Source organism: Terasakiella brassicae (genome assembly GCF_014641495.1).
Lineage (GTDB): Bacteria > Pseudomonadota > Alphaproteobacteria > Rhodospirillales > Terasakiellaceae > Terasakiella > Terasakiella brassicae.
Map to the genome: position 1 here is coordinate 1 of NZ_BMHV01000001.1, position 24668 is coordinate 24668.

General features: G+C 46.8%; 8 protein-coding genes and 1 tRNA gene. 4 read left to right on the forward strand and 5 right to left on the reverse strand.

All coding sequences use genetic code 11. The annotated features are described in order from the left end of the window. Nucleotides 1-123: 123 nt before the first annotated feature. Nucleotides 124-1155 (reverse strand): CobW family GTP-binding protein, encoded by a 1032-nt coding sequence (locus tag IEW74_RS00005; RefSeq protein WP_229734175.1) that lies wholly within the window; start codon nt 1153-1155, stop codon nt 124-126. Nucleotides 1156-1343: 188 nt separating this feature from the next. On the opposite strand from IEW74_RS00005, the gene IEW74_RS00010 reads away from it, so the two are divergent. Both IEW74_RS00010 and IEW74_RS00015 read left to right on the forward strand, forming a co-directional pair. Beyond that, on the forward strand, nt 1344-2057 hold the full coding sequence (locus IEW74_RS00010) for a helix-turn-helix transcriptional regulator (protein ID WP_188659636.1): 714 nt from the start codon (nt 1344-1346) through the stop codon (nt 2055-2057). 92 nt (nt 2058-2149) lie between these two features. After that, the gene (locus IEW74_RS00015) at nt 2150-2941 is read left to right on the forward strand and encodes an acyl-homoserine-lactone synthase (protein WP_188659638.1); all 792 of its coding nucleotides are present in this window, start codon (nt 2150-2152) and stop codon (nt 2939-2941) included. Nucleotides 2942-3065: 124 nt separating this feature from the next. On the opposite strand, the gene IEW74_RS00020 is transcribed toward IEW74_RS00015, so the two are convergent. The 4 genes from IEW74_RS00020 to IEW74_RS00035 all read right to left on the reverse strand — a co-directional run bounded on the left by IEW74_RS00020 (nt 3066) and on the right by IEW74_RS00035 (nt 5726). Continuing rightward, nucleotides 3066-3153, reverse strand: a tRNA-Ser gene (locus IEW74_RS00020). A gap of 171 nt (nt 3154-3324) precedes the next feature. Next, complete coding sequence (locus IEW74_RS00025; protein WP_188659639.1) at nt 3325-3525, reverse strand: DUF2783 domain-containing protein; 201 nt, start codon at nt 3523-3525, stop codon at nt 3325-3327. Nucleotides 3526-3540: 15 nt separating this feature from the next. Further along, nucleotides 3541-5163 (reverse strand): FAD-dependent oxidoreductase, encoded by a 1623-nt coding sequence (locus IEW74_RS00030; protein WP_188659641.1) that lies wholly within the window; start codon nt 5161-5163, stop codon nt 3541-3543. 26 nt (nt 5164-5189) lie between these two features. Then, a complete protein-coding gene (locus IEW74_RS00035) occupies nt 5190-5726 on the reverse strand; it encodes a VOC family protein (RefSeq protein ID WP_188659643.1) in 537 nt (178 codons plus the stop codon). Nucleotides 5727-5893: 167 nt separating this feature from the next. Here IEW74_RS00035 and IEW74_RS00040 point away from each other — a divergent pair, with 167 nt between their 5' ends. Further along, nucleotides 5894-6373, forward strand: a complete 480-nt coding sequence (locus IEW74_RS00040; RefSeq protein WP_188659645.1) for a MarR family winged helix-turn-helix transcriptional regulator — start codon at nt 5894-5896, stop codon at nt 6371-6373. A 403-nt stretch (nt 6374-6776) separates the two neighbouring features. Then, nucleotides 6777-24614 (forward strand): tandem-95 repeat protein, encoded by a 17838-nt coding sequence (locus tag IEW74_RS00045; RefSeq protein ID WP_188659648.1) that lies wholly within the window; start codon nt 6777-6779, stop codon nt 24612-24614. Nucleotides 24615-24668 lie beyond the last annotated feature (54 nt).

The following is a 24668-nucleotide window of genomic DNA, read 5'->3' on the forward strand; positions in this document are numbered from 1 at the left end:
GTTTACTACCGTTCATCGGGGTTAACCCCGATGAACGGTATCGCAGCATAAATATTAACTCAGGCATCCCACCTTAAATTCGCTGCTAAACTGTCCAACATATAGGGGCCACTTCTATCTTCCTTAACGCGACATTTCCAAAACTTGTTCTGCATCGTAACTCAGCCATGTTTTAAAAAATAATTCGATAGTCTGTTTGGGAATGTTTCGGGTGATGAAAACCAATCGGGTGCGGTGATCCTCGGATGGCCAGTATTCCAATTCCAAGGGTTCATGGAACACATGTTGAACACCGTGCAAAATGATCGGGCGATCAGATTGTTCCTGAAGGTTGACAATACCTTTTATGCGCAACAGGTCTTTCCCCTGATTGGAGATAAGCAATTGCATGGCCAATAAAAAAGCACGGGATGGCAAGGGATCGTCAAATATGAGGCTAAAGGTTTCAATGCCACTATTATTATGATGATGAGAGTCGTGGTGTGTGTGTAAAACGTTATCGTTGAGCCAGCGCGCAATATCATAATGATCATTTTTAGGGTCGTATAACGTTGTATCGAAAAGATTGCTCAGGCTAAAATCTACACCGTGGCGGTCCTGTTTGATTGCCAGCGGGTTTAAATGCTTGATCTCGTTATAAAGATCGTGCAGTGCAGCCTCGTCAACCTCTATATCGGTTTTCATATAAACCAGACGATCAGCAACGGCGATTTGTTTCTGGCATTCCTCATGCTTTGCGAGTGTTGCCAATCCATTGACGGTATCAATCGTGCAAACCACCCCACCCAGCATGTAACGTTTTGCAATACGTGGTTCTGTGACAAGGGTGTGAATAACAGGGGCAGGATCGGCCAGTCCGGTTGTTTCGATGATCACACGATTAAAGGGGGAAATTTGCCCTGTTTCTCGTTTTTCAAACAAATCCAGCAAGGTTTGTGTGATGTCCCCGCGAATGGTGCAACACAGGCAACCGGTTGTCATCGCAACAGTTTGTTCCTTACTATGTGTGACAAGAAAATCATCAAGACCGATTTCGCCAAATTCATTGACGATGACAGCCGCATTGGCAAATTCCTGATCGCGCAGGATTTCAGACAAGAGAGTGGATTTACCACTCCCTAAAAAACCTGTCAGTAAGGTAACCGGTATCAGCATAATCTATTCTCCATTTTCGTACGTTATAACGTTACATATTTAAAGAAGGCAAGAGCAAAAAATCAAACTATAAAGGATTTGTTCAAAGTGAATTCTCAATCAAAGATTATTTACCACGCGCTTCAAAAAGTGACATAATGCAATTCGACCGTTAATTTTATAATTCCAATGTGCGAATTGCGGGTGGCATGAAAAAGTTAGACCATTTTTTGGGCGAGATTGCCGAAGCGAACACGCCGGATGATTTGGCAGCGCTCTTTGCAAAACAAATACAATCGCTTGGCTTTGCAACCTTTGCCTATTTTAATTTTGCTGTTCCTGAAAATGATTGGGTTGCCCATCGTCACAATTATGGATTGAAATGGCAAGATCGTTATCTGGATGAAAATTATGGCGAGATTGACCCGGTGTTCCAACACGGAATGCGCGCAAGGCTGCCTTTTGCATGGGGGTGTCAGGATGCGGAAGGGTTGACAGCGCGACAGGTACAAATGATGCACGAAGCCCGTGATTGCGGGCTGGGGAACGGCTTTACAGTGCCCAATAAAACCATTGGGTTAAAACCCTCCTTTATTTCTGTTGCCAGCGATGAAACGGATGCAGCTTTCCAATCGGCTATCCGTCATAATGCTCCTGAATTACATATTCTATCGCTGCATTTTGATGCCCATTTTGCGGAACTTTCTTTACCCAAACCGTTTGTCTGCGTGCTAACGCCACGGGAACTGGAGGTGATGAAATGGGCGAAAGATGGTAAAACAAATGGTGAAATATCAGATATCTTACATATTTCCGGTAAGACAGTGGAAAATCATTTTACAAATATTTACAATAAGTTAGGTGTGTATTCTCGGACGCATGCTGTGGTTAAATGTCTCACCGAAGGCTTGATCGCCCCGTAAGTGTCAAACTGGTATAGGGGGATTCCCCTATAGGGGCGTGCACAACTAAAAGCGATACTCCATTCAATTTTTAAACGAAGGGGTATCCGAAAATGTTATTTCAAATTGAACCGTCCGACCATCATGTTTTTATGGAACGTTTAGATCAAATGTTTCAACAGCGTGCCCGTGTTTTTAAAGGCCGTTTGGGCTGGGATGTCACGATAGAAAATGGACGAGAGCGCGACCAGTACGATGCAGAAGACCCAACCTATTTGCTTTATTACAGTCCTGATGGATGTTTGCGTGGATCCGTACGTTTTTTGCCTATGACCGGGACCAATATGTTGCGAGATACTTTCCCGCAATTATTGGATGGCCAAATCTGCCCGGACTCTTCTATTTATTTTGAATCCAGCCGCTTTGCCGTGGAAACGGATGGGGATCAAAAAATCAATCGCCTGCTGTCACGCGGTTGTGCGGAACTGTTTCTGGGTGGCATTGAATATGGCCTTGCACATGGCAAGAAGGAACTGATCACGGTAACAGACGTTTTTATTGAACGTTTGTTCAAATTGGCCGGCTGGTCTTCAGAACGCATTGGGGAAGAACACCTGATTGGCGAGTCTCGCGCCGTTGCTGTACGCTTGCCCATAAGCCGTGAATATTTGGCATCCGTTCGTCGCAAAACAGGTATTTATGAGCCTGTCTTATGGTCGCGTGCAACGGGTATGCAAAATGTTGGTTTGGAAACGAATGCTGATGAACGCATTCAAGGCATGCATGCTTCCTTGGAATATCTTCGTGCGCAGGCAAAGGCAGCAGGAATGCCGGATATTGCTGATAAAATAGGTGCGATTGAAAAAGCCATTACCCGTGAAGTTATGAGCCTTGGCCACGCCTGATTAGGTTCAGCCCAATTGCGGATCATGTGTGGTAACTCTGTATGGCAGTTGGTTTTTCAGTTTTAGGAAAATTGCCTCTAAGTGTTTCTTTTCAACAAAAAACCCCGCTTTCGCGGGGTTTTAATGGCGGATGGCTAGGGATTCGAACCCCAGGAACCTCTCGGTTCAACGGTTTTCAAGACCGCCGCTTTCGACCACTCAGCCAGCCATCCTCAGATTGTGTGGCAGGTTATTAGCGTAATAGTTATGCGCTTGGCAAGAAAGAATTTCGTTTTTTTGAAAACTTTTTTTGTATTGCGTAAATGGGACAGAAAAGAGGGGTCGCAGTGTTCTTTTGAACAAGGTGCGCTCCCTCTTTGTAAAGCCAGATGTGAGAGGTTTTCTTATTTGGCTTCAATATCTTTTTTTGCCGCATTCATTGCCTCACTCAGGACCGTCATATCGCCGATATGATTGGCAAGAAGCAGGATGAGTTTGGCATTCAGCTCACGACTTTGTTCTTCGCTCAGGTCGCGGTGAAGGTCGATGAGTTCCTGATAAAAGTCGTCAGGACGTTCAATGTTTGCTTGGGTCTTAAGTGACATTGCAAAGCTTCCTTTTTAGAGTTGAGCCGTGGCGCGTTTAAGGGCGGTTTCGATTTTATGTTGATCGAATGTCCGCCAACGCGCTGCAACGTGTTGGTCCGGGCGCAGAAGATAGGTTGTGCCGTCTTTTGCGTCATAGCGTTCTTTGAGACGATTTTTGATATCCAGCATATCTTTGCCGACGACAATAACATCGCAAGGGATACCGTTGATATCAAGTTTCTTGAAGCCGGGGTCTGTATTGAACGTTAAAACTTTAAAACGAGAGTCCGCAATATGATTGAGGAACCAGCCTTCCGTGCCCTCGACATTAACCGGTGCATCTGCACAGTTTGTACCGGGAACCATCTTTCCATCAAAGGTGTCTTCGTCCGGTGTGTTCAACGAGCTATGAATATAGGGAGTCGGCATGGAGAGGCGACCGGAATTGACCAGAGGTCGCGCAAATTCATAATCGGAAGCCAAATCAAGTACAGCATCACGAAAGGCTTTTGAAACTGCACTTTTTGGCGTGATGAAATCGGTAGAGCGGGTGGAGTTGAGCAGGTTATCCGCTGCGGCGAAAACACGTTCTTCGCTATAGCTTTCCAGCAGTTTTTCCGGTGCTTTTCCGTCCATAACCAGTTTAAGTTTCCAGATCAGGTTATCGATATCCTGCACACCTGTATTTGCGCCACGCGCCCCGAATGGAGAGACTTGATGGGCCGCATCGCCGGCAATAAAGACGCGCCCGCATTTGAAGTCTTGCAATTGACGGCAGGCAAATTGATAAACGGAAACCCATTCCAATTCAAATTCTACATCGTCACCGAGCATGGCTTTCAGACGCGGAATGACATTTTCCGGTTTTTTCTCTTCTTCCGGGTCGCAATCCCAACCCAATTGAAAATCAATACGCCAGACATCATCGGATTGCATGTGAAGCAGGACGGACTGGTTGCGATGAAAGGGGGGATTAAACCAGAACCAACGTTCCGCCGGGAAATCGGCTTTCATCACCACATCGGCAATCAGGAAGCGATCTTGAAAGAACTGCCCTTCGAAATCCAGTCCCAGCATTTTACGGGTATCGGAATTGGCCCCGTCACACGCCACGACATAATCGGCTTCCATTTTATAGACACCGTCAGGTGTTTCGATTTGCAAAGCAACGTGATCGCCCTGATTTTTCAGGCTGATGGTTTTGGATTTCCAACGAAAATCGATCAAATCCCCATATTGTTTTTTGGCTTCATCGATCATGTATTCTTCAAGATAATATTGTTGAAGATTGATAAAAGCCGGGATTTTATGGTCATCCTCCGGCAGAAGGTCGAATTGGTAAACCAGTTCTTCATCCCGAAAAACTTTCCCGACTTTCCAGACCACGGATTTGTCAATCATACGTTCACCAACGCCGAGCCGATCCCAGATTTCCAAAGGGCGTTTGGCATAACAGACGGCGCGTGAACCGATGGAAACGGTGTTGTTGTCATCCAGAATAACAACGGGAATACCTTGTTTTGCAAAATCCAGTGCGGTTGTCAGGCCAATGGGGCCTGCGCCAATAATGACAGCTTTATGGCGTTTTACGGTGCCGGATTTTTGTTCTTCTGACTGTACGTAGTCAAATTCCGGGTATTGGTATGTGTTCAGCATTGTAATTTCCTCCCCTCATATCCTCCTTAGCTGGAGAATTCCTTTTCATGCATCCATTGCGCATGCTGTGGGGCGCGTTTTGTTTTTGCCCATTCTTCCAGCATGTCCCATTTGACATCATCCAGTTTTTTATGCATGTCCGGTGTATCTGTATTGGCGGCTAATTCCAGACGATGACCGTTGGGATCGTAAAAATAGATGGATTGGAACAAGGTGTGGTCTGTCGGGCCAACAACGTTGATGCCATCGGCTTCCATTTTTTTCTTTATTTCCATCATTTCATCAATGGAATCAATCTGTAGGGCAAGGTGTTGGCACCATGCGGGTGTGTTTTCATCACGGCCCATTTCCGGGGAGTTCGGGAGTTCGAAGAAGGCAAGAATGTTGCCGCCGCCTGCGTCTAAAAAGATATGCATATACGGGTCAGGTTCTTTCGTGGAAGGAACTTCATTTTCGGCAATGGCGAGGACGAAATCCATATCCAGATATTTTTGATACCAGAGCACTGTTTCCTTGGCGTCCTTACAACGATAGGCCACATGATGGATTTTTTGAATGGGCATTGGTGCCTCCCTGTGAAGCAGATTTATAAGTTACAAATGAAACTATAATGGTTGCAAGTGAAACTAATCAAGTAAAAAATGCACAAATCTTGAAAAAACTTGCCTCCTTATGCGCTATGTCCTTAAATGGTTATGGATGAAACTAAATTTAAGGGCGTCTTGGCACCATGTTGCGAAAAGATAAAAAATCGATCACTTTTCAGTTGGAAAAGTTCTTTCCTTATCTTGTGCGGATTTATTATCGTGCGGTCAGCCAATCAGTTTCTTCCATTTACGAAAAAGATTACGATTTGACCGTTTCTGAATGGCGGGCTATGGCCGTGTTGGGGAACAGTAAAGATCCCTTATCCGCAGGTGAGATCGTAACACGTTCGAGTATCGATAAGGTGAAAGTCAGTCGCGCGATTGCCGGTTTGACAAAGGCAGGATATCTGGAGAGGCGTGTTGATGAGGGGGACCGCCGTAAAGTCGCGCTGCAATTGACGCGGTCTGGACATTATGTTTTCGAGGAACTTGTTGAAAAAGTACAGGAACTTGAAAACAAGCTGCTGGACGGTTTTTCCCCTGAGGAAAAAGAACTTCTTATTTCATTTATGGCACGTGTGCGCAGTAATGCAGAAGGGCTGGATAAAAGTCAGGACGATTGATTTGCGGTGGTTTAAATATGTCTTCGTTTGGTCTTGCTGAGTTTAGCGCATAAGCCAATATTCAAATATTTTCCGGTTGTATGAATAGGCGAATCTTCAGATGATTTGAGGCTTCAGGATTCTTTCTTGTGATGAAAGATGTCTGCGTGTCGTGTTTTTTATTCCTATACATGTTGTTTAGCAGTTTTTTTGAGCTTTAAAAGTTTAAACAAATCAATGCGTTGTGTTCCATTGCTAAAAGGTTGTGCCATTTAGATGCATTTGCATGACTTTTTTCTCTGTTTTTCTTCTTTGAAGTTGTCCTGCTTGAATTGAAACTGCTAAAATCTACCAAACTATAAATATAAAAATATTTTGCGCTTTTCGAGGGGCATGGGTTAACACAAATTAGGCGGGCAAGCTTATGAATTTCTTTGACAAGGGCAATCCAGAAAACGGGGATACACGCGTTGCAGATTACGTGGTGGATTCAACAAAGGCTGAAGTCAATCTCCCTCCCTCTTTCAATATTGCAACGGTGCAGTTTGATCGGGCTGGTCCCGACCTGATTGTGACGTCGGCAGATGGGGAGGCAATCCTCGTCACCAATTATTTTGCCTCAGGTTCCCAACCCGCAATCACTTTGCCAAATGGTGTGGTCTTGCCCGCGCACATCGTTCATAAACTTGCTGGACCCATTGCCCCCAAACAATTTGCACAGGTTGGACAGGCCCAAGGCCTTGAGCCCATTGGCAAGGTTGAAACGGCGGATGGTCAGGTTGAGGCTGTTCGTGCAGATGGTACCCGCGTTACCTTAAAAGTCGGGGATCCGGTTTTTCAAGGGGATGAACTTGTCACAGGCGGTGACGGGGCGGTCGGTATCGTATTTGCCGATGAGACGACATTTGCCCTTGGTGAAGATGGACGTATGCTTCTGGACGAAATGGTTTATGACCCGGGGGCGCAAGACGGTCAGATCGGCTTGACGTTATTAACCGGGGCGATGACATTTGTATCGGGTGCTGTTGCGAAGGTGAACCCGGATGCCATGCAAATCACAACACCGGTTGCGACAATCGGTATTCGTGGTACCGCAGGCGTTCTGAAGGTTTCCGGTGAAACTCTTGATGCTGTCATGTTGCCTGAATTGGCAGGAAACGGCGAGGGCGTTAGTCCGAACCAAGCCAATAATGGTGGGGCGACAGGTGAATTTATTATCACCAATAACAACGGTGATGTGATTACAATTAACCAGCCTTTCCAAGGGGTGACGAGTACACCAAACGGGAATTCGGCACCCCGCGTGTTCACGATGAACGAAATCGGGGCAATGGCGGGTAAAACGCTGAGCAGCCTTCCCAATGCAGAAAATCTGTTACCGCCAGCTATTGTTGCTGCCGCGACAAACCAACCGGGAAATGAGCAACAGCAGTTGAACCCGGAAGATGTGTTGGTCGATAACAATACGGCAGATGCTTTACAAGAAATTACTCAGCAGACGCAAAGCACATTGTCTAATTTGAGTGTATCAGCGGAAATTGCGAAAATAGCGGTTCAAAAAATTGCGCAAGAGGCAGATGATCGCGCGGCTAACATTGTCGAGAAAATTATTAGTGACAACGCAACGGTTATTGAACAAGCACAAACCTTGTTACAGGTGACGGATAACGCATCAACCTTGTCTTCTCGGGCTTCCCAAATTGAAAATACGGCAGGGACAAATTCCGGTGCAAAAGACGTTGAAACCAACGCGCAACGGATTTCTGTGGAATGGACTTCGGACACGACCGATAAGCTTGAAGACAGTGTAGACAATGTTGCAGAAGCATACGCAACAGCAAACTCAATTGGTGCAATCGCAACAGGTGTATCTGATTTTGCATATGTTGTTGCAAGAGGCTTGAAATCGTTTGCAGATCCCGCAGCCGTTGTTGAATTGGTTAGCCAGGTCGATAACACATTGGCGGATGCGTTGAATGAGGCGGAATATATCGTCTCAGCCATGACGGTTGTACAGGACGCGAATTCAAGTAATCCTGACCTGAGCATGTCAGTCAAAGACCGCATGGTTGAAGCGGTTATTCGGGCCGCTAAATTCGTCAAGGACAACGGTGGTACTGATCTTGAAGCCATTGATTTTGCCCGTGAAGTCGTTGTGAGCGGTGTACCTGCCAATGGGCAGATGACGTTCAAAGGGATAACTGGCGATGTTTATAAATTTTATGACGGCATCAAGACTGAATTGAATAATGCGCTGGCCTTTAGCGGTCATGCGGACGCGTTTACCAACCTTGATAGCAAGCTAAGCACGCTGAATGACTTGTTTGTGTCTTTAAAAGCGGTGGAGTTTAAGAATGGCTCTGCATTTGAGGCTAAATGGGAGTCGGTTGTTGATGAACTGCTGGCCTTGACCAGTTATACGCAAACGGCGGCCACAAAGGCAAAAGCGGTTGTCGATGCCAGTACAATCAACGATATGGATCAGGCCGCAACGGATGCTGCAGCAGCTCAAACAAGTGCGAATAGCAAAGTTCAAGACAGTGCTTTTAATAATTTAATGAATGAAATGGGGGCGTTGGTCGGGAGCAATGCACCAAGTATAGTTTTATCGATTGCAGACCAGTTTTTGTCGAAGGCGAGTGATGCTGAAACCGCCACATTTTCCGGCAATAATACTGTTTTGACTTTCTTTAACCGGATTCAAAAAGATATTCTTGAAAATGAACAAGCCGGTATGAAAGTGACGCAAGCCGATATTGACGCGGCAACCACTCAGTTAAATGAAGTTAATAGTGACCTCGTTGCATCCAAAGCGGATCTGTCATTGGCGCAAACGGCATTTAATAGCGCATCCACTGTGTTGTCCAGTGCTGCTGATAATGTGGTCAGCGCCTTAATTGCGTTTAAATCAGCCGAGGCAAAACGCGATGTCTATATTGCGGGTGCTGAAAAAATCAATGACGGGACGCTTTATAACGGCAGTGATCATTTTAAGGTGGTTGATGGTGAAGGCATTGATGGTTTGCAGGAAGCAAAAGATTTTGTTTCTTACCAGCAAACGCAACTTTCATCCCAAGAAACGATATATAACGATGCCGTGACGGCATTGAATAACAACCCCGGTGATGTCGCGCTTGCACGTGTCGTTCTTGTGGCTCAACAGGCTGTAAATAAATATAAAACCCTGATTGAATACGGCAATAAACTCGTTGAAACTTGGCAAAATTCTTATGATACGGCGCTCGATAAGGCAAATAGTTATTCATCGACGGCTGCAACCCTGCAAAACGATCTGACACAGGCTGAAAATGCAGAACAAACGGCCCGTCAAAATTTGTTGGCGAAGCTGGAAGATTTCATTACAGCACAGGAAGATGTGTCGAATGAAAGTAAACTCTTAGCGGTTTTTGAATCCAAGCTTGCCGCCCTTGAAGCCCGTGCAGTTCAGGAAGCAAAGATAGATTTGGACGATGCTTTCAGCGATGCGCGTGCCTTGCTGGACGAGGCCTTGGCCCAAGCAAAAATTGCGTCTGACAAGGCGATTGAGGCCGATCAAAAAGTCCTGTTGACCAAAGCGGAAAGTGATCCGACTGCACGAGAAACACTTTTAAGTGACGCGCAAACCATTTTGGCAGAGGCTGAAACGGCGAAAAATGCAGCCAAAAACGCATTTGATTATTTCTCTGTCGATAGTGCCAATAGCACGAATGATAACGTTCTGGCGCGTGCCATTGATGTGCGTGATAACTATCCCCGTCCGCCCAGCGAAATCGATCAGGTTATTTCCAGCATGCAGTCTTTGCAGACTTCGGCAGAAAGTGCTTATAACGAGGCCTTAAAACAGTTTGAAACGGCTGGGCATTCGGTGGATATTATTCAGGCGATTGTCAATAATGATGCAGCGGCACAAGCGGCGGCGGAACAGGCCGCACAGACGGCGGCAGATGCCGCGAAAACACAAGCTCTGCAAGCGGCGTTGGAAAAAGCGCAAGCTGCAGAAAAAGATATCGCAGCTGCCCTTCAGGAAGCACAAAACCTGAAATCGGGTGCGGATGTCATTGCCCAAAATAGCGTGGGAACCAGCGAGCAAACGAACGCAGCCAATCAAGCAACCGTTGTTCATAATGAATATGATCAGATTGTGGCCAAACAGGTCCTCGTAGGCGGTGATAGTAACACAACAGGTTTGGTGGAACAGGTACAGGCCGCACAAGCCGCCGGTAATCTGGATTTAGCCCGTAGTTTGGCAGAAACGGCACAAACTTACGCCAAAGATGCAATCGCGATTGTCGAAGGAACGACCCTGACAAATGGCTTGCGTTATACGATTACGACGACAGCGAAAAATGTCATTACTGCGATGGAAGGTCAGGTAGGGGGCCGTGAAGTTAATAGTGATGGTGTTGAAACTCGTACTCTTGTTGATAATGTTGAAGTCAGCAGTCGTACGGGGTTCTTGAAGTTATCAGCGGACCAATTAGACGTTGCGAGAACGGAATACAGCAAGGCTTACGCCAATGAAAATGATACGACAGCAGGAAATGGTGTCGAAAGTGTATTGGAGTTATTCACACCATCTGCCGGGCAATCCATTGTTTCTGCCATTTTGGCGGCAGAAGTTACCGCAGACGAGCTCAGTGAATTTGGTGGAACGGATATTGCCGGATACATTCCGCTTTATACACGTCTTGAGAATTTAAAAGCCGCTGTCTCACAAAGCCTTACAGATGCAAATGATAGTTTGACCTTGACCCAAAGTTATGCGTCTGATTCTGCCAGTCTTGCGGAAAAAGCACGTGCCGTACTGGATGCGGCAAATATGAAAGGTACAGATTTTACGACCTTTGCGTCCAAAGTGGATACGATGGGTAAAGTATCCGGGATGATTGCGGATGAAAGCGGTAAAATATCGGCCGCCGCTCAGCGTATTGAACAAATACAAAAAGCCCTGGATTTGTATGACAAGTTGTGGGATGCCCGCGTACAGGCTGCGAAAAATGCAGCAGATGCCAAGGCCGCCGCAGAAACAGCAGCACAACAGGCAAGCGATGATGTGTTGGCAGAACAACAGCGCCGGGAAGAACAGAAACAGGCCGAAGATGCAGCCGCGACAGAGCAAGCCAAGGATTTTCACGATACGGCTTTGGCGGAACGTGATTTGGCATCGCGCGCCAATGACAAGGCGCAGGAAGCAGCGATTAACGGGGATCAGGAAAGTGCAAGCCAGTATTTGAGCGAAGCGCAAACCCATACAGCCAAAGCTCAATCTGCGGCATCGGCGGCAACAGATGCGGCATCCGGTCATGGGGAAACGGCGGAAGACTATGCTGAAGATGCGCGTGAGTATTACGAAACCGCCAGCGGATACGTTGGGGATGCCAAGGCGGCGGTTAGTGCAGCAGGGGATGCAACGACGGCGGCCAATAATTGGCGCAGTGGTGCAGCAACAACGGCGCGCATTCAGGCAGAAGCCGATAAAGCACAGGCGGTAAGCAACGAGAGTGCAGCCGATACGGCTCTAACCAATGCGTTGACGAAACTGACGTCGGCGCGCACCGCACTGAGCGGCGCAGAAGTGGATAATGCCTCTGCACAAGCGGCTTATAATAGTCTGGTTGAATCTGAAAAAACCGCCAAAGACAAAGCCGCTGCAATTCTAGCGGAAGTTGGCGGTGATACGGATAATGTCATTTATCAGGCGTGGGAAGCTGCCTATCAGGCTGCTGTTGATGCAACAAAAAATGCGCAAGAAGCCGCGAATGATGCAGCCCAAGCCTTAAGCGATGCAACCAGCCGTGTCAATGTCGCACAAACGGCATATGACAGCGCATTCAGTGCCGCTGAACAAGCGAGTGAACAATTGGCAAATGCGGTATCAGACGCTGCATTTGCATCTTCATCCGAACAATTGGGTCGCGCTGTTTCCGAAGCGCAGGTCGAGTATCGATTGGCGACATATCACAGTGAACTCGATAGCGCCCTGTCGAAAATCGAGACAGAAAAGCAGGATGTGAATACGCTTGCAACAACTGCGGCACAACATTCCAAGGATGATAACGAGTTCAATCAGTCTTTAGTGCAAAATGCCTATGATGACCCGAACAGCACAAATGATGCTGTCGGTGCTTTGGGGGATGCGCAAACTGCAAAAACAAGCGCAGATACGGCATTGGCGAATGCACAACAGGTTTTGGCAAATTATCACGTGGATATTGCCGCTGCGAACGCTGATATTTACAATGATGATACGCATACGATTAAGGACTTTAACGTCTTTAATAATGATGCGACATGGGTGAAAATTGATGCAACGACAGTTATCCACAGTTCGACTTTTGAAAAATATAAATCCGCACAAGCAGCCATAGAACTTGCAAGTAAAAAAGCAGAACAGGCCGCGCAGGCTGTTGATGATGTTCAGGCCAAAGTCACTGAAATTGCGCAATCTTTGGATAAAGCCAATGCGATAGCTGCGGAAAATGCCTTGGATAATGCGACCCAATTGCAACAGGTGCAAGATGGTGCGGATGCAGCGCTGGCCCGTGCGGAAGGTTCGGCTGAAAATGCGATTGATTCTGCGGCCAATGCGATTAGTGCGGCGAAAAATGCCCTTGGTAAACTGACGGCTATTGTTGGCAATAATACGGATACGCTAAATACGGACACGCTATTAAACAATGCCTTGCAGAATATTGGAAATATGCAAACCATTGCGAATGATTGGGGAACATCGGGTAAAGCGGCAACATCCGCTGAAATTGCCAATGTGATCAATGCGTTCGGGGATGTAAATGGCGCTGCAGGTGATTTGCTGGTTCAGCTTAAAACTGCACTGGCGTCTTTCGATCCAACGAATTTCACCGGCCTTGCCAATGATGCGGCTTTGCAGGTTCAATCAGCCTTGCAAGCCCTTGTGAACGATGGGGTGAACCCAACGGGCGGGGCAGCCGGGTTTGCCCTAAGTGCCGTGAATTCCTTGTCAAGCACCTTGCAATTTCAAGGGGCTGCACAAGGGAGTGGTGCCACCAATACAGATAACGATAACAACGGTATTGACGATGGGTTGGAAGCATCCGCGAAGACGGCTGCCGGACATGCTTCAAATGCTGCTGGTTTTGCCGAACAGACCGCGTCGCAGACAGCCCTTGTACAAGGGGCCAATAAGAATGTTGCCTCGATCCAATCTGATAAAGCGCAAGCCGATGCCGATGCGGCGGCGCGAACATCTGTCGAAGCAGACTTAAAAGCGATTGTGGCCTCGGCCAATGCCGCTGATAGTGCGGCCACTCAGGCGGAAGCTGATCAGGCAACGGCTGAGGCGAAATATAATCAAGCCGATGATGATGCAACGACTGCCAAAGCCCATAAAGAGGCACTGGAAAATATCGCGCAATTTAGCGAAGATGCGCAAAATCCGATCACGGATTTGGCATCCAAAGCGGCTGTTTTGAACGAACTGAATGATGCAGAACGTGCTTATCAATCTGCCTTGAAAGCATCGGCGGCTGCCGATATTGCACAAAAAGCAGCATTAGCCGCATCAGATGCTGCACGTGCGGCTTCTGATAATATTATTGCAGAAGCGAAAAAGGTTGCGTTAATTCTGGATCCGTCTTTGCCGGATTCAACAGATTTTGTGAGCTATCTGAATACCTATGTAACGAACAATTCGGCTGCGAACCTGAATGCGAGCTTCTTCGTTGATGATACCAGCACAACGAATGTCAATGAAAGCGACCTTGATGGGGATGGTATTTCCAACGTGAAAGAAATCTCCAATGCGCGCACAGAAACAGGCAAACAAGAGGATACGGCAGAAAAACAACAAGATATTGCCACCACGCAAAAAGATAAAGCCGCCGCAGATCAAAGTGAAGCCGCGCAATCGGCAAGTAATGCACAAAGTGATTTGAATGACGCGACAGCCAGTCGTGCGATTTTTGACAAATCCGAACAAATTGCAGACAAGCTTGAACAAGCCAATACCTATGCGAGTGATGCGGATGCTAATGCCCAAGCGGCCCAAACCGCAGCCGCACAGGCCAAAGCAAAATCACAAGCGGCGGCAGAAAAAACCACCGATAGTTCTTTGACGGATGCGGAAAAGATTGCTCAGGCACGTTTTGCGGCAAACGAAACACATGCTGAACAAATTAAGGCGGAAACGTCTGAAAACAGTGCGTTAGGCAATTTCAACCTTGCGTTTGCTGCCCTTATTGCGGCTTATGATGTCATTGGTGATCCCAATAGCCAGTTGAACAGCTTGACGGACGCCTACACCACTATGGCTGACGCAATTAATTCGCATAGTGCAACTGATAGTAAGACGGTTGATAGCGCAACAAACACCGGACTGGAAAATACAGAAACAAACGCGATTAACGCATATGACACGGCTTTCAAGGCGTTCGTTGCAGATTTGGAGACAGAGCTTGATGCGCGCGTTACCAATCAGGATGCTAATACCTTACAGAAAAATTTGATTTTAAATGCGAAGTCCGCTGTTTCTGATGCGTTTGATTCTTTAAAAGGGTCTGTTGAATCACACGCCACGGCCACAAAATCAGCCATTAATGCGGAAGTGACGGCAGATCAGGCAGAAACCAATATTTCAAATGCGATCCAGACAGCCGTGAATGCCTATGGAGCAGAGGCAGACGCATCTGCCAAACAGGCAGAAGCGGATGCGGCAAAAGCTTCAGCCGTCCATGACGATAATAACGCCCAGACATCCAATGATGCCTCAGCGATTGATGCGCAAATTCAAGCTTTGACAGGGAGCATTCAAACCAGATTGGCAACTCTGGAAAATGACCTTCTCGCCAATCAAAACACATTGGGGAATGATCTTTATACGAGCCTGAAAACGCAATTGGATACATTAAAGGCGACTGTAAATGCGGTTGATAGTAAATCAACGCAAATTACCGGGGATGTGAGTACGGCTGCGGATGCTGCATCAACAGCGGCGCAAAATGCCGGTTTCTATGCTGATGAGACGGTTGCGGGTAATGATTTAGCGACTGCAAAAAATTATGCAACGCAAGCGGCAACCTATGCAAAAGAAGCGCAAAATCAGTTGAACATCGCACAAGCGCATCGATCCAAATTGTTTGGTGTTTTAAATGATGCCACAGCTTTGGAACAGGGCTATACGCAATTATCCAATGTGATTGATGCAAAAGTTGAACTGGCACAGGCAGAAGCGGATGTAAATTCAACCCCGATTGCACAGAATGATGCGTTCTCCACGGATGAAGACCAGAGCGTTATTCTAAATAATCATCTGCTGGCAAATGATTATCGTAACGATGGGCAACCTGTTCAGATTTTGGACGTTGGTACACCAAATGTGGGAACGATTGTCAAAAATGCACAAGGCGAATATATCTTCACCCCGCCGCAAGATTATAGTGGGGAGGTCCGGTTTAGTTACCTGATCACGACTGATAACGAAAAAATCGCCAGTGCCAATGTGGTGATGACGATTACGTCTGTGAATGATGCGCCGATTGCGGTCAATGATGTTGCCTCAACCATTAACGAAACGTCGCCAGTTACGATTAACCTATTGGCAAACGACATCAACGTGGATGCGGGTGATATCCTTACCGTCACGTCTATTGGAACGCAACCCGTTTACGGTACGCTTACGATCTTGAATAACGGTGTGGGGGGGCGTGTGATTTACACGCCGGATCCGAATAATCCGATCTTAAAAGCCCTTGGGGATCAGGATGTTAAAGAAGATACTTTTACCTATGTTGTTACCGATAGTTTTGGTGTTTCATCAACAGGGACAGCAACGGTAACGATTAACGGGACCAACGATCTGCCAACGGTAAGTAATACTCAACTATCGGTTGATGAGGATGTCGTTCATACGTTTAGTGCCGCAGATTTTCAGGCCGGATTTAATGATGTTGACGGGGACAGTCTTGCCGCCATTCGCATTACCCAATTGCCACGCATTGCTGTAACCGATGCACAAGGCGTTACGACATTTGTTGAAAGCGGAAGTTTAAAACTGAATGGCACCGCAGTAACCGTTGGACAAGAGATTGCGGTCAACCAAATTGGCAATCTGACGTTCCAGGGGGCGGCGAATTACCACGGGACAGTCACCCTTGGATGGCAAGCTTCAGACGGGGCTGTCTATGACGTTAATAAAACCGTGTTCTCGGAAAATGAAGCCATTTTGACGTTTAATGTGAATTCGGTGAATGATCCGGTGGTGATTGCGTCAGGTTCACTTAGCGGTTCTATTGCCGAGGATACCGTCTTTACGGATAGTCTCAGCGCAAGTGATGCCGATGGTGATAGCCTGACCTATTCTGTGGACGAGCAGTATTTACCAGCAAACGGTAATGTCACAATTAACCCTCAAACAGGACAATTTACCTATACGCCCAATCCAAACTATAACGGATATGATGATTTCATTGTTATAGTGAGTGATGGACAGGGCAGTACGGATAGCCGAACAGTCGCGGTCTATGTCAGCCCGGTAAATGACGGTCCAACCGATATTAGCCTTGATAATCTGACTGTCGATGAAAATACGGATGGAGCTGTTGTTGGTGTTTTAAGTACGATCGATCCTGACGGTGGTAATGAAAGCTTCACCTATACGGTAAGTGATAGTCGTTTTGAAGTGGTGGGCAGCCAGCTTAAACTCAAAGCGGGCCAAGTGCTGAATTACGAAAACCCGGCCGATCAAAACATCTCCTTAAGTGTTACCACAGAAGATTCTGGTGGTTTGACCTATAGCGAAAGCTTCACCATTTCGACGCAAAACCAGAATGAAGCTCCGACGGATATTATCTTGAGTAACTTAAATGTTGCCGAAGATACGGATGGGGCTGTTGTCGGGCAACTCGCTGCCATTGATCCTGATAACGCGCAGGAAGCGTTCACCTATACGGTCGATGATCCGCGTTTTGAGGTGGTCGGGAACGAATTGAAATTGAAAGCGGGTTATACACTTGATTATGAAAACCCGGCAGATCAATCCTTCCAAATTAATATTACAGCACAAGACAGCACAGGGTTGACTTATACTGAAACATTTACGCTGAGCACTCAAAATACGCTCGATATGCCTGTGGTGAGTGGTTTGGCAAGCGAGGTTGTTTCACTTAGCTTTGATGGTGTTTCCACGATTGTTGATGTGGGGCGTGGTAGCGGTGACAGTTTGGAATTAACCGATGATTTGACACTGGAAACATGGGTCAAGTTTAACCAAGTGATAGGTGAGCAAACCATTGTTGCCTTTGGCGGGAATGGGGAAACCAGTTCAACCAATATTGCTTATCAGCTTTACCTCGATGCAGGCGGCGATATTCATTATAAACATGAATATGGGGCTGGTCTGGATGTGGATTTGAGCTTCGACACCAACTTCGTGGCGGGCAATTGGCATCATTTGGTGCTTGTGCGTGATAATAATGTTGGTGGACAAAGCGATGTGACACTGTATGTCGATGGTGTCTCTGTTGGGACATTGAATTACGATGGCGCGTCTCAGGCACCCGCGAGTGCTGCGGATGCGACCCTGACCGTTGGTAACACAATTGATGAAACGTCACCGTTAAATGGTGAAATTACCGAGTCTCGTATCTGGTCTGATATTCGCAGTGAAAGCGAAATTCAAACTTTTATGAAAGAAGTTTTGCCGCAAAGTGAGATTACCGACCCGACCCTTCGGGGATATTGGGATTTTGCAGGACTGGCGAAAGACGATAGCGAATATCTGGAAGACTTATCCTCATACCAAAATCATATTGTTGCCTTTGATGGCCTCCATTTTGACGGTAACGTAACGGCAACGTCTTATTCAGAGATTGCTTTAACAGGGCATTCTGCATCGGTCTGGGCGCGTGTGGAACCTATTAGCGATGGTATAGCTGATGGTGCTGTTACGATATTCAGCATGGGTGATGTATCCTCAACGCTGAATATGTCTCTGTCAACCTATGGCGAGATCACATTGGATTTGACATGGGCGGGCGGTTCACACAGTTGGACGGTTGATTCCGGACTCTATCCGCAATTTGCCGGGCTGGACGATGGGCACTGGCATAACCTTGGGTACAGTTTTGATCCTGCCAGTGGTGTGATGCTGTTTGTGGATGGACAACAAGTGCCATCTTTAATTGATGTGGGAACGGGTGATTATTCAACTTTTTCAATTGATTCAATGGTGACGATTGGCGGGCATTCTTCAAATTCGGCATTGAATATGGTCGGTGACCTTTCGGAACTCGGAATTTATAATCGCGCCCTCAGCGCCGCAGAAATGCAGGAGGTTGTGGAAAATGGTCCGCATGATCTTCCTACCAGCGATGTGGCGGCCTATTGGCATATGGATGATGGCGATGGATATAGTATTTTCAATGACCATTTTGACAGTATGAATGATATTGATCTCAGTGCTTATATTACAGGCACTCCGGTTTGGATCAATGAAACACCGGGATTGATTGATTATCCTTATCAATCTGTTGAGATTACTGGTACAGGGCTGGATATTGGGTCCTATACATTCAACAGCAATGAATTTAGCGCCTCTATGTGGGTGAAGTTGGATGATGCGGGCAACGGTACGGAATTACTGATGGTTGGTGATGGGGATATCACCGTTACCGCGTACAATGATTATGTTGAGGTTGCTGTCGGTAACTCCATTTATGCAACCGTTTATAATGCAATGGAAATGGGGGAGTGGTCCAATCTCTCCGTTACCTTTGATGGGAATGAATTGAAGGTTTATTCAGGTGATAACCTTTTTTATCAGGAACCCGTGGAGCCGTATTATGACCTTCTTGGCGGTCTCGGTTCGGATACATTTGGCGGTATCTTGGGTGGGTTTGGCACGGCGCAATTTGGGGCTGTTCAAATCTGGAATAGTGTTCTCAGCCAAGAAGCGTTAATGACAGCAAGTGAAGGCGGCGTTAATCCGAGTGATCCGAACCTGTTGGCTTATTGGACCATGATGGATGATCCTGCCACGGGTATGATCAGTGATGTTTCCGGTCACCAAAATGATGTCGCGGTCAGCGCGTCACAATTTATGTCCGGTTTGCCTGTTCTGAAAACGAATGCCACAACGATTGAGCTTGAAGAAGATGACAGCTTCGTTAGTCAGATTTTAGTGGAAAATAGCGAAATTTACGGAGATGCGCTGAGTTATCAAGTTCAGAGCCAACCGCAAAATGGTGTGGTTTATTTTAACCCGGACGGCAGTTTTGTATATGTGCCCAATGCCAATTATGTGGGTACCGACACCTTTACTGTGGTTGCCATCAATGCAGGCAGTTTAAGTTCCTCTCCCTTCACGGTTAATCTTAATGTTGTGGAACATAATGCCATTCCGCATGCGGGTTTTGATGATTTGTCTGTTTTGGTGAATTCTTCCAATAACGTCTTGAACGTTCTGGCAAATGATTATGATCAGGACGGTGACCCGCTTAGCATTACGGCGATTGATGGCAAAACCGGTCCCGGCCCACACATGGTTGATGGTGGTACAGTTAGCCTTGTAAACGGTGATGTTACTTTTACACCAGCTTATAATTTCACAGGTATAGTAACGTTTGGATACACGGTCAGTGATGGACAAGGTGGTTCGCATAGTAACACTGTTCATGTTGAAGTGAGTTCCACAATCAATGGGACGAATGCGTCTGAAACATTGCCCGCCGGTTCTGATGCCGATGAAAATTTCTATGCGATGGCGGGTGATGATATCATTCTTGGCAGTGGCGGTGATGATCATATTGACGGTGGGGATGGTATAGATACGGTCAGTTATGCGGGATCAACAGATGGTGTTCATGTTGATTTGGCAAATATGAGCCAACAATTCGTCAGCCTTTCACAAGGTTATGATACGCTTTATGCGATTGAAAATGTGGACGGTTCTGCTTTTAACGATACCTTGATCGGGGATATGGGGGCCAACCTGTTAACCGGTGCCGATGGTGATGATACCTTAACCGGTGGCGGTGGTGTGGATGTACTGGATGGTGGCAATGGCAAGAACCTGTATATCTACAGCAGTGCAATTGACTCAACCCAAGGGGCGGCTGATGTTATTAAAAGCCTGACACCGCAGGATGCCATTCAGTTTATCGGCATGCGTGGTATGACTTTTGTTTCCACGTCATCAACGGATGCGGCAACCTTTATGGCAGGTGGGATGGCGGCAGATACCGTTTATTATGTATCTGTTGGCAGTGGCAATAATTTCATTTATGTAAACGGCGCGGGCACAGGCACAGATTATACCGGAACATTTATTGTGCTGGATACGGGCGTGCCGGCACCGACGGCAGAACAAATTCTGGCTGATGATTATCCGCTTTCCGTTATTCAGGGGACCGATGGCAGTGAAACTCTAACAGGGGATGCAGCAGTCAATACATTAGTCGGCTTGTTAGGCAACGACACCTTGCAAGGTGCGGATGGGGACGATCATTACATCGTTTCCGGTGGGACTGATTATGTAATCGATAGTGTTGGTATCAACCATATTTATGTGGATGAAGATGCGTATTTCATCACGAATATGGAACATACGGTATCGGATGAGTTCCAGATGAGTCTGACAGACGGGATGGGGTCGCACGAGCTGATTATTGATCAACATTATATAAATGCAAATGATGCGTTCTTGCATCTGTTGATCGATGGACAGGATAACGTCTATCAAATCCAGACCAATGTAAACATTGTACCAACGGTTGGTTCTATTCTGGTCAGTGACGGTCTTTCATCAGAAACACTGACGGGCAGTAGCTTTGATGACATCCTTGTCGGTCAAACGGGGGATCTGTTGTTTGGCGGTACTGGCGACGATTTCTTGATTGTCAATGAAGGTGTGGCTGTTATTAACGGTGGTGATACGGCTTCAGAAGATGAAGCTGTCTTTACCGGTCAAATGGGTGGCGTGTTCGTTGATCTGGAAAATGGGGTCGGGACACATAGCGATGGTGTGGCGACCTTCAATATTGCCAATGTTCAGAATGTAACAGGCAGTACTTACGGCGATACGATTGCGGGTGATTCATACGATAACTATCTGTGGGGCTATAGCGGCAACGACACCTTGCTTGGTGGGGATGGCAACGATACGCTGGAAGGCGGAAGTGGCGAAGATTTCCTGTTTGGCGGCAATGGAAATGACGTTTTTGAATTCTACGGGTCTGAGGATAGCGATCAATATATAACCGATGTAATTGCGGATTTTGTATCGGGTGAGGATAAAATTTCAATTGCGCAGTCTGCGGAAAATATGAAATTTTATGGTTCTTACGGATTTGTGGATGATCCTGCGATTACGTTAAGCACGATCGAAAGTGATCCAAATGTGGAACCGGGGCAAATCGTCTGGCTCTATAGTGATAATGCTGCGTTTGTTTATATCAAAAATGATTATTCCCAAAATGGCGGTACGTTTATTGCGCTGGTGGGATATCAAGGTGAGTTGTCGATTGATGATTTCATCGGTGTTGGTGACAACGTGATGGTGGATGCGACATCTGATATTTATGAAAGTGGCATTAACCAGACGGTTGTCATTTCTGCGGCGGAATTCCTTGGGAATGATAAAGGGGCTGCCCTGCAAATTACCCATGTAAACGGTATCGCAATTGCAGAGGTCCAAGCCAACGGGATTAATGATGCTTCCGGTGTTCTCAGTTATGACGGGGCGAACTTCACATTTGCCCCTGCGAATGAGTTTTCGGGGGACATCCACTTTGATGTGACGGTTTCAGGTACAGGCGGAATGGATCATGCCAACCTGACTATTCGTTATGACGAAGCCATCGCAATCGTCGGGACAAGTGGGGATGACACACTTGTCGGTTCTATCTATTCCGATGCGATGATCGGTCTGGATGGGGATGATCAATTCTACGGTGGTATCGGGGATGATTTTATTGTCGGCGGCGGAAATACTGGTGTCGGGGATGTCGCGGCATATGATCATGTTTCCGGTGATTATTCCATCGGTCTACAAGGTTCTGCATTGGTTGTTAGCGATGAATTTATAGGGGATGGTGACGAAGGACGGGACTATCTTCTGGGGATCGAAAAAATCTACTTCAACGATATTGTTGATTATTCACCACATGGTCTGAGCGTCACTTATGAAGGTGACCGAACAGTAGACGATACAAATGTGGTGGCCGATACGGTTTCTGAAATTGCCTATCTGTCCGATGGCACCTATGTCACCATCCATCGCCAATCCAGTAATGATTTCCTGATCAGTCGCTTTAATGAAGATGGGACCCCGTTTGCCGGAATGGCACCTTTTGCGATTGCAAGCGGGGACGCGATGCCGGGTGAAACAGCCACGATCCAAGGGTTGAGCAATGGTAGTTTTGCCGTTGTCTGGTCCAGCAGTTCCGGTGATCTTCTTTATCAACGTTTTGACACGTCAGGTGCGGCTATTGATCCGGATCCATTCTTTGTTTCGGACTCGCTTACAGAAACGAGTCTGGAACGCCCTGAAGTGGTGACATTGGCCAATAATGACGTGGTCGTGTCCTACATCGCAACGGATGTAAATGCCGGGTTCTATATGCGAACACTGCCCGGTGATGACATTGAAGCCAACATGGGTGCATCGGTGTTGCTGAAAAGCTTCAATACCGTTGATGAAACCGTTTCTTCTCTGGTTGCTTTGAGTGGGGGGGGGTATGCCTATGCCCATACGACCGATAATCTGGATGGCACTTATAATACGAAAGTTGTTGTAGATAGTGGTTTGCCAGTCGAAACGATTATTGCCAATTATACGCCCTATGTTGATGATTTAAAGGTTGTCGAGCTTGATAACGGTAATCTGTTGACCGTCTGGAAAACGGAGCTTGTCGAGGGTTTTGATCAAACAAAAATTCAGGCCCGTATTATTGCGTCTGACGGTTCCATCATCACAGATACAAATGTCATTGGTCGTGATGTCTTCGATGTCAATTTCAATTCGCTGGATGGTGGGGATTACAGCCCGGATGTTGCGGTTCTAAGTAACGGCAATTTCGTTGTTGTCTGGACGGATTTTCATGAAGATGGCGATGGTGGCTCAATCTTCGGTCAAATCTTTGATCAGGATGGTTACAGCGTTGGCGATGACTTCCTGATTAATGCAACCACACAAGGCAATCAATATCAGCCGTCCGTTGCGGCCAACGATAACGGAACTTTTGTTGTAAGTTGGACGGATGAACAAACCGATAGCAACACACATCGTGTGATGGCTCAGCAATTTGCAAATGACGGCAGTTTGGCCAGCGGTGTGACAATTGCCGGTGATGGTATGGTGGATTACTTTGTCGGTGGTGATGGTAAACAGGTATTTGTTGCTGATATCGGTGACGATAGCATTGATGGCGGCTTGGGCCGTGACGGTGTGACGTACGCCTCCTTTAGCGAAGGTGTCAATGTGGATCTTGGAACGGGGCAGGTGACCACGTCCAGTTCAGGAACGGATACGTTAACTTCCATCGAAGGGATCATCGGGACCTCCTACAACGATACCTTGATTGGAGATATTGAATCTAACAAACTGAACGGTATGGCAGGTGATGATTTGATCAAGGGTGGTCAAGGTGATGATCATCTGATCGGTGGTGTTGGAACGGATACGGTCAGTTTTGAACTTGCCGGGGTTAGCGTTTCTGTTGATTTGATGAATAATCAGGCAATGGGCGAAGGCAACGATATCGTTGAAGGTTTTGAGAATGTTATTGGCAGTATGTACGCCGATGTAATTACCGGGGATGCATTTGATAATATGATTGAAGGCGGGGATGGTGATGACATGATTTTTGGTGGAGACGGCAACGATATCATCATCGGTGGCTTTGGGCTGGATACGCTGGATGGTGGGGCTGGTAATGATTACTTTGTCTTCAATGATATGGCGGAATTCGGTGACCTGATTTCAACTTTTGAATCTGGTGATGCGGTGAAATTGTCCTCAATGATTGACGGGTTGAACGGGCTTTCCGGTTCAGACTGGGCAATCGAAGGTTTTGAATTTGGCATTCACACCGTAACGGATGTCGGGGAAGGGGCGCAGTTAAGCGGAAGTGGCCCTTCAATTTATGTCTATGCCAATACAGGGGACGATTCAGGGACTATTTATTACGATGCCGATGGTGCCGGTGCGTCCTATACCTCCACGAAAATCGCGGATATTGGTACGGGGGCAACAAGCATTACTGCAGATGCCATCAAAATTACGTATTAATCAACATCTGAAACCAAGAAGAAAAAAGGCAGTTCGTTATAAACGCCCTGCCTC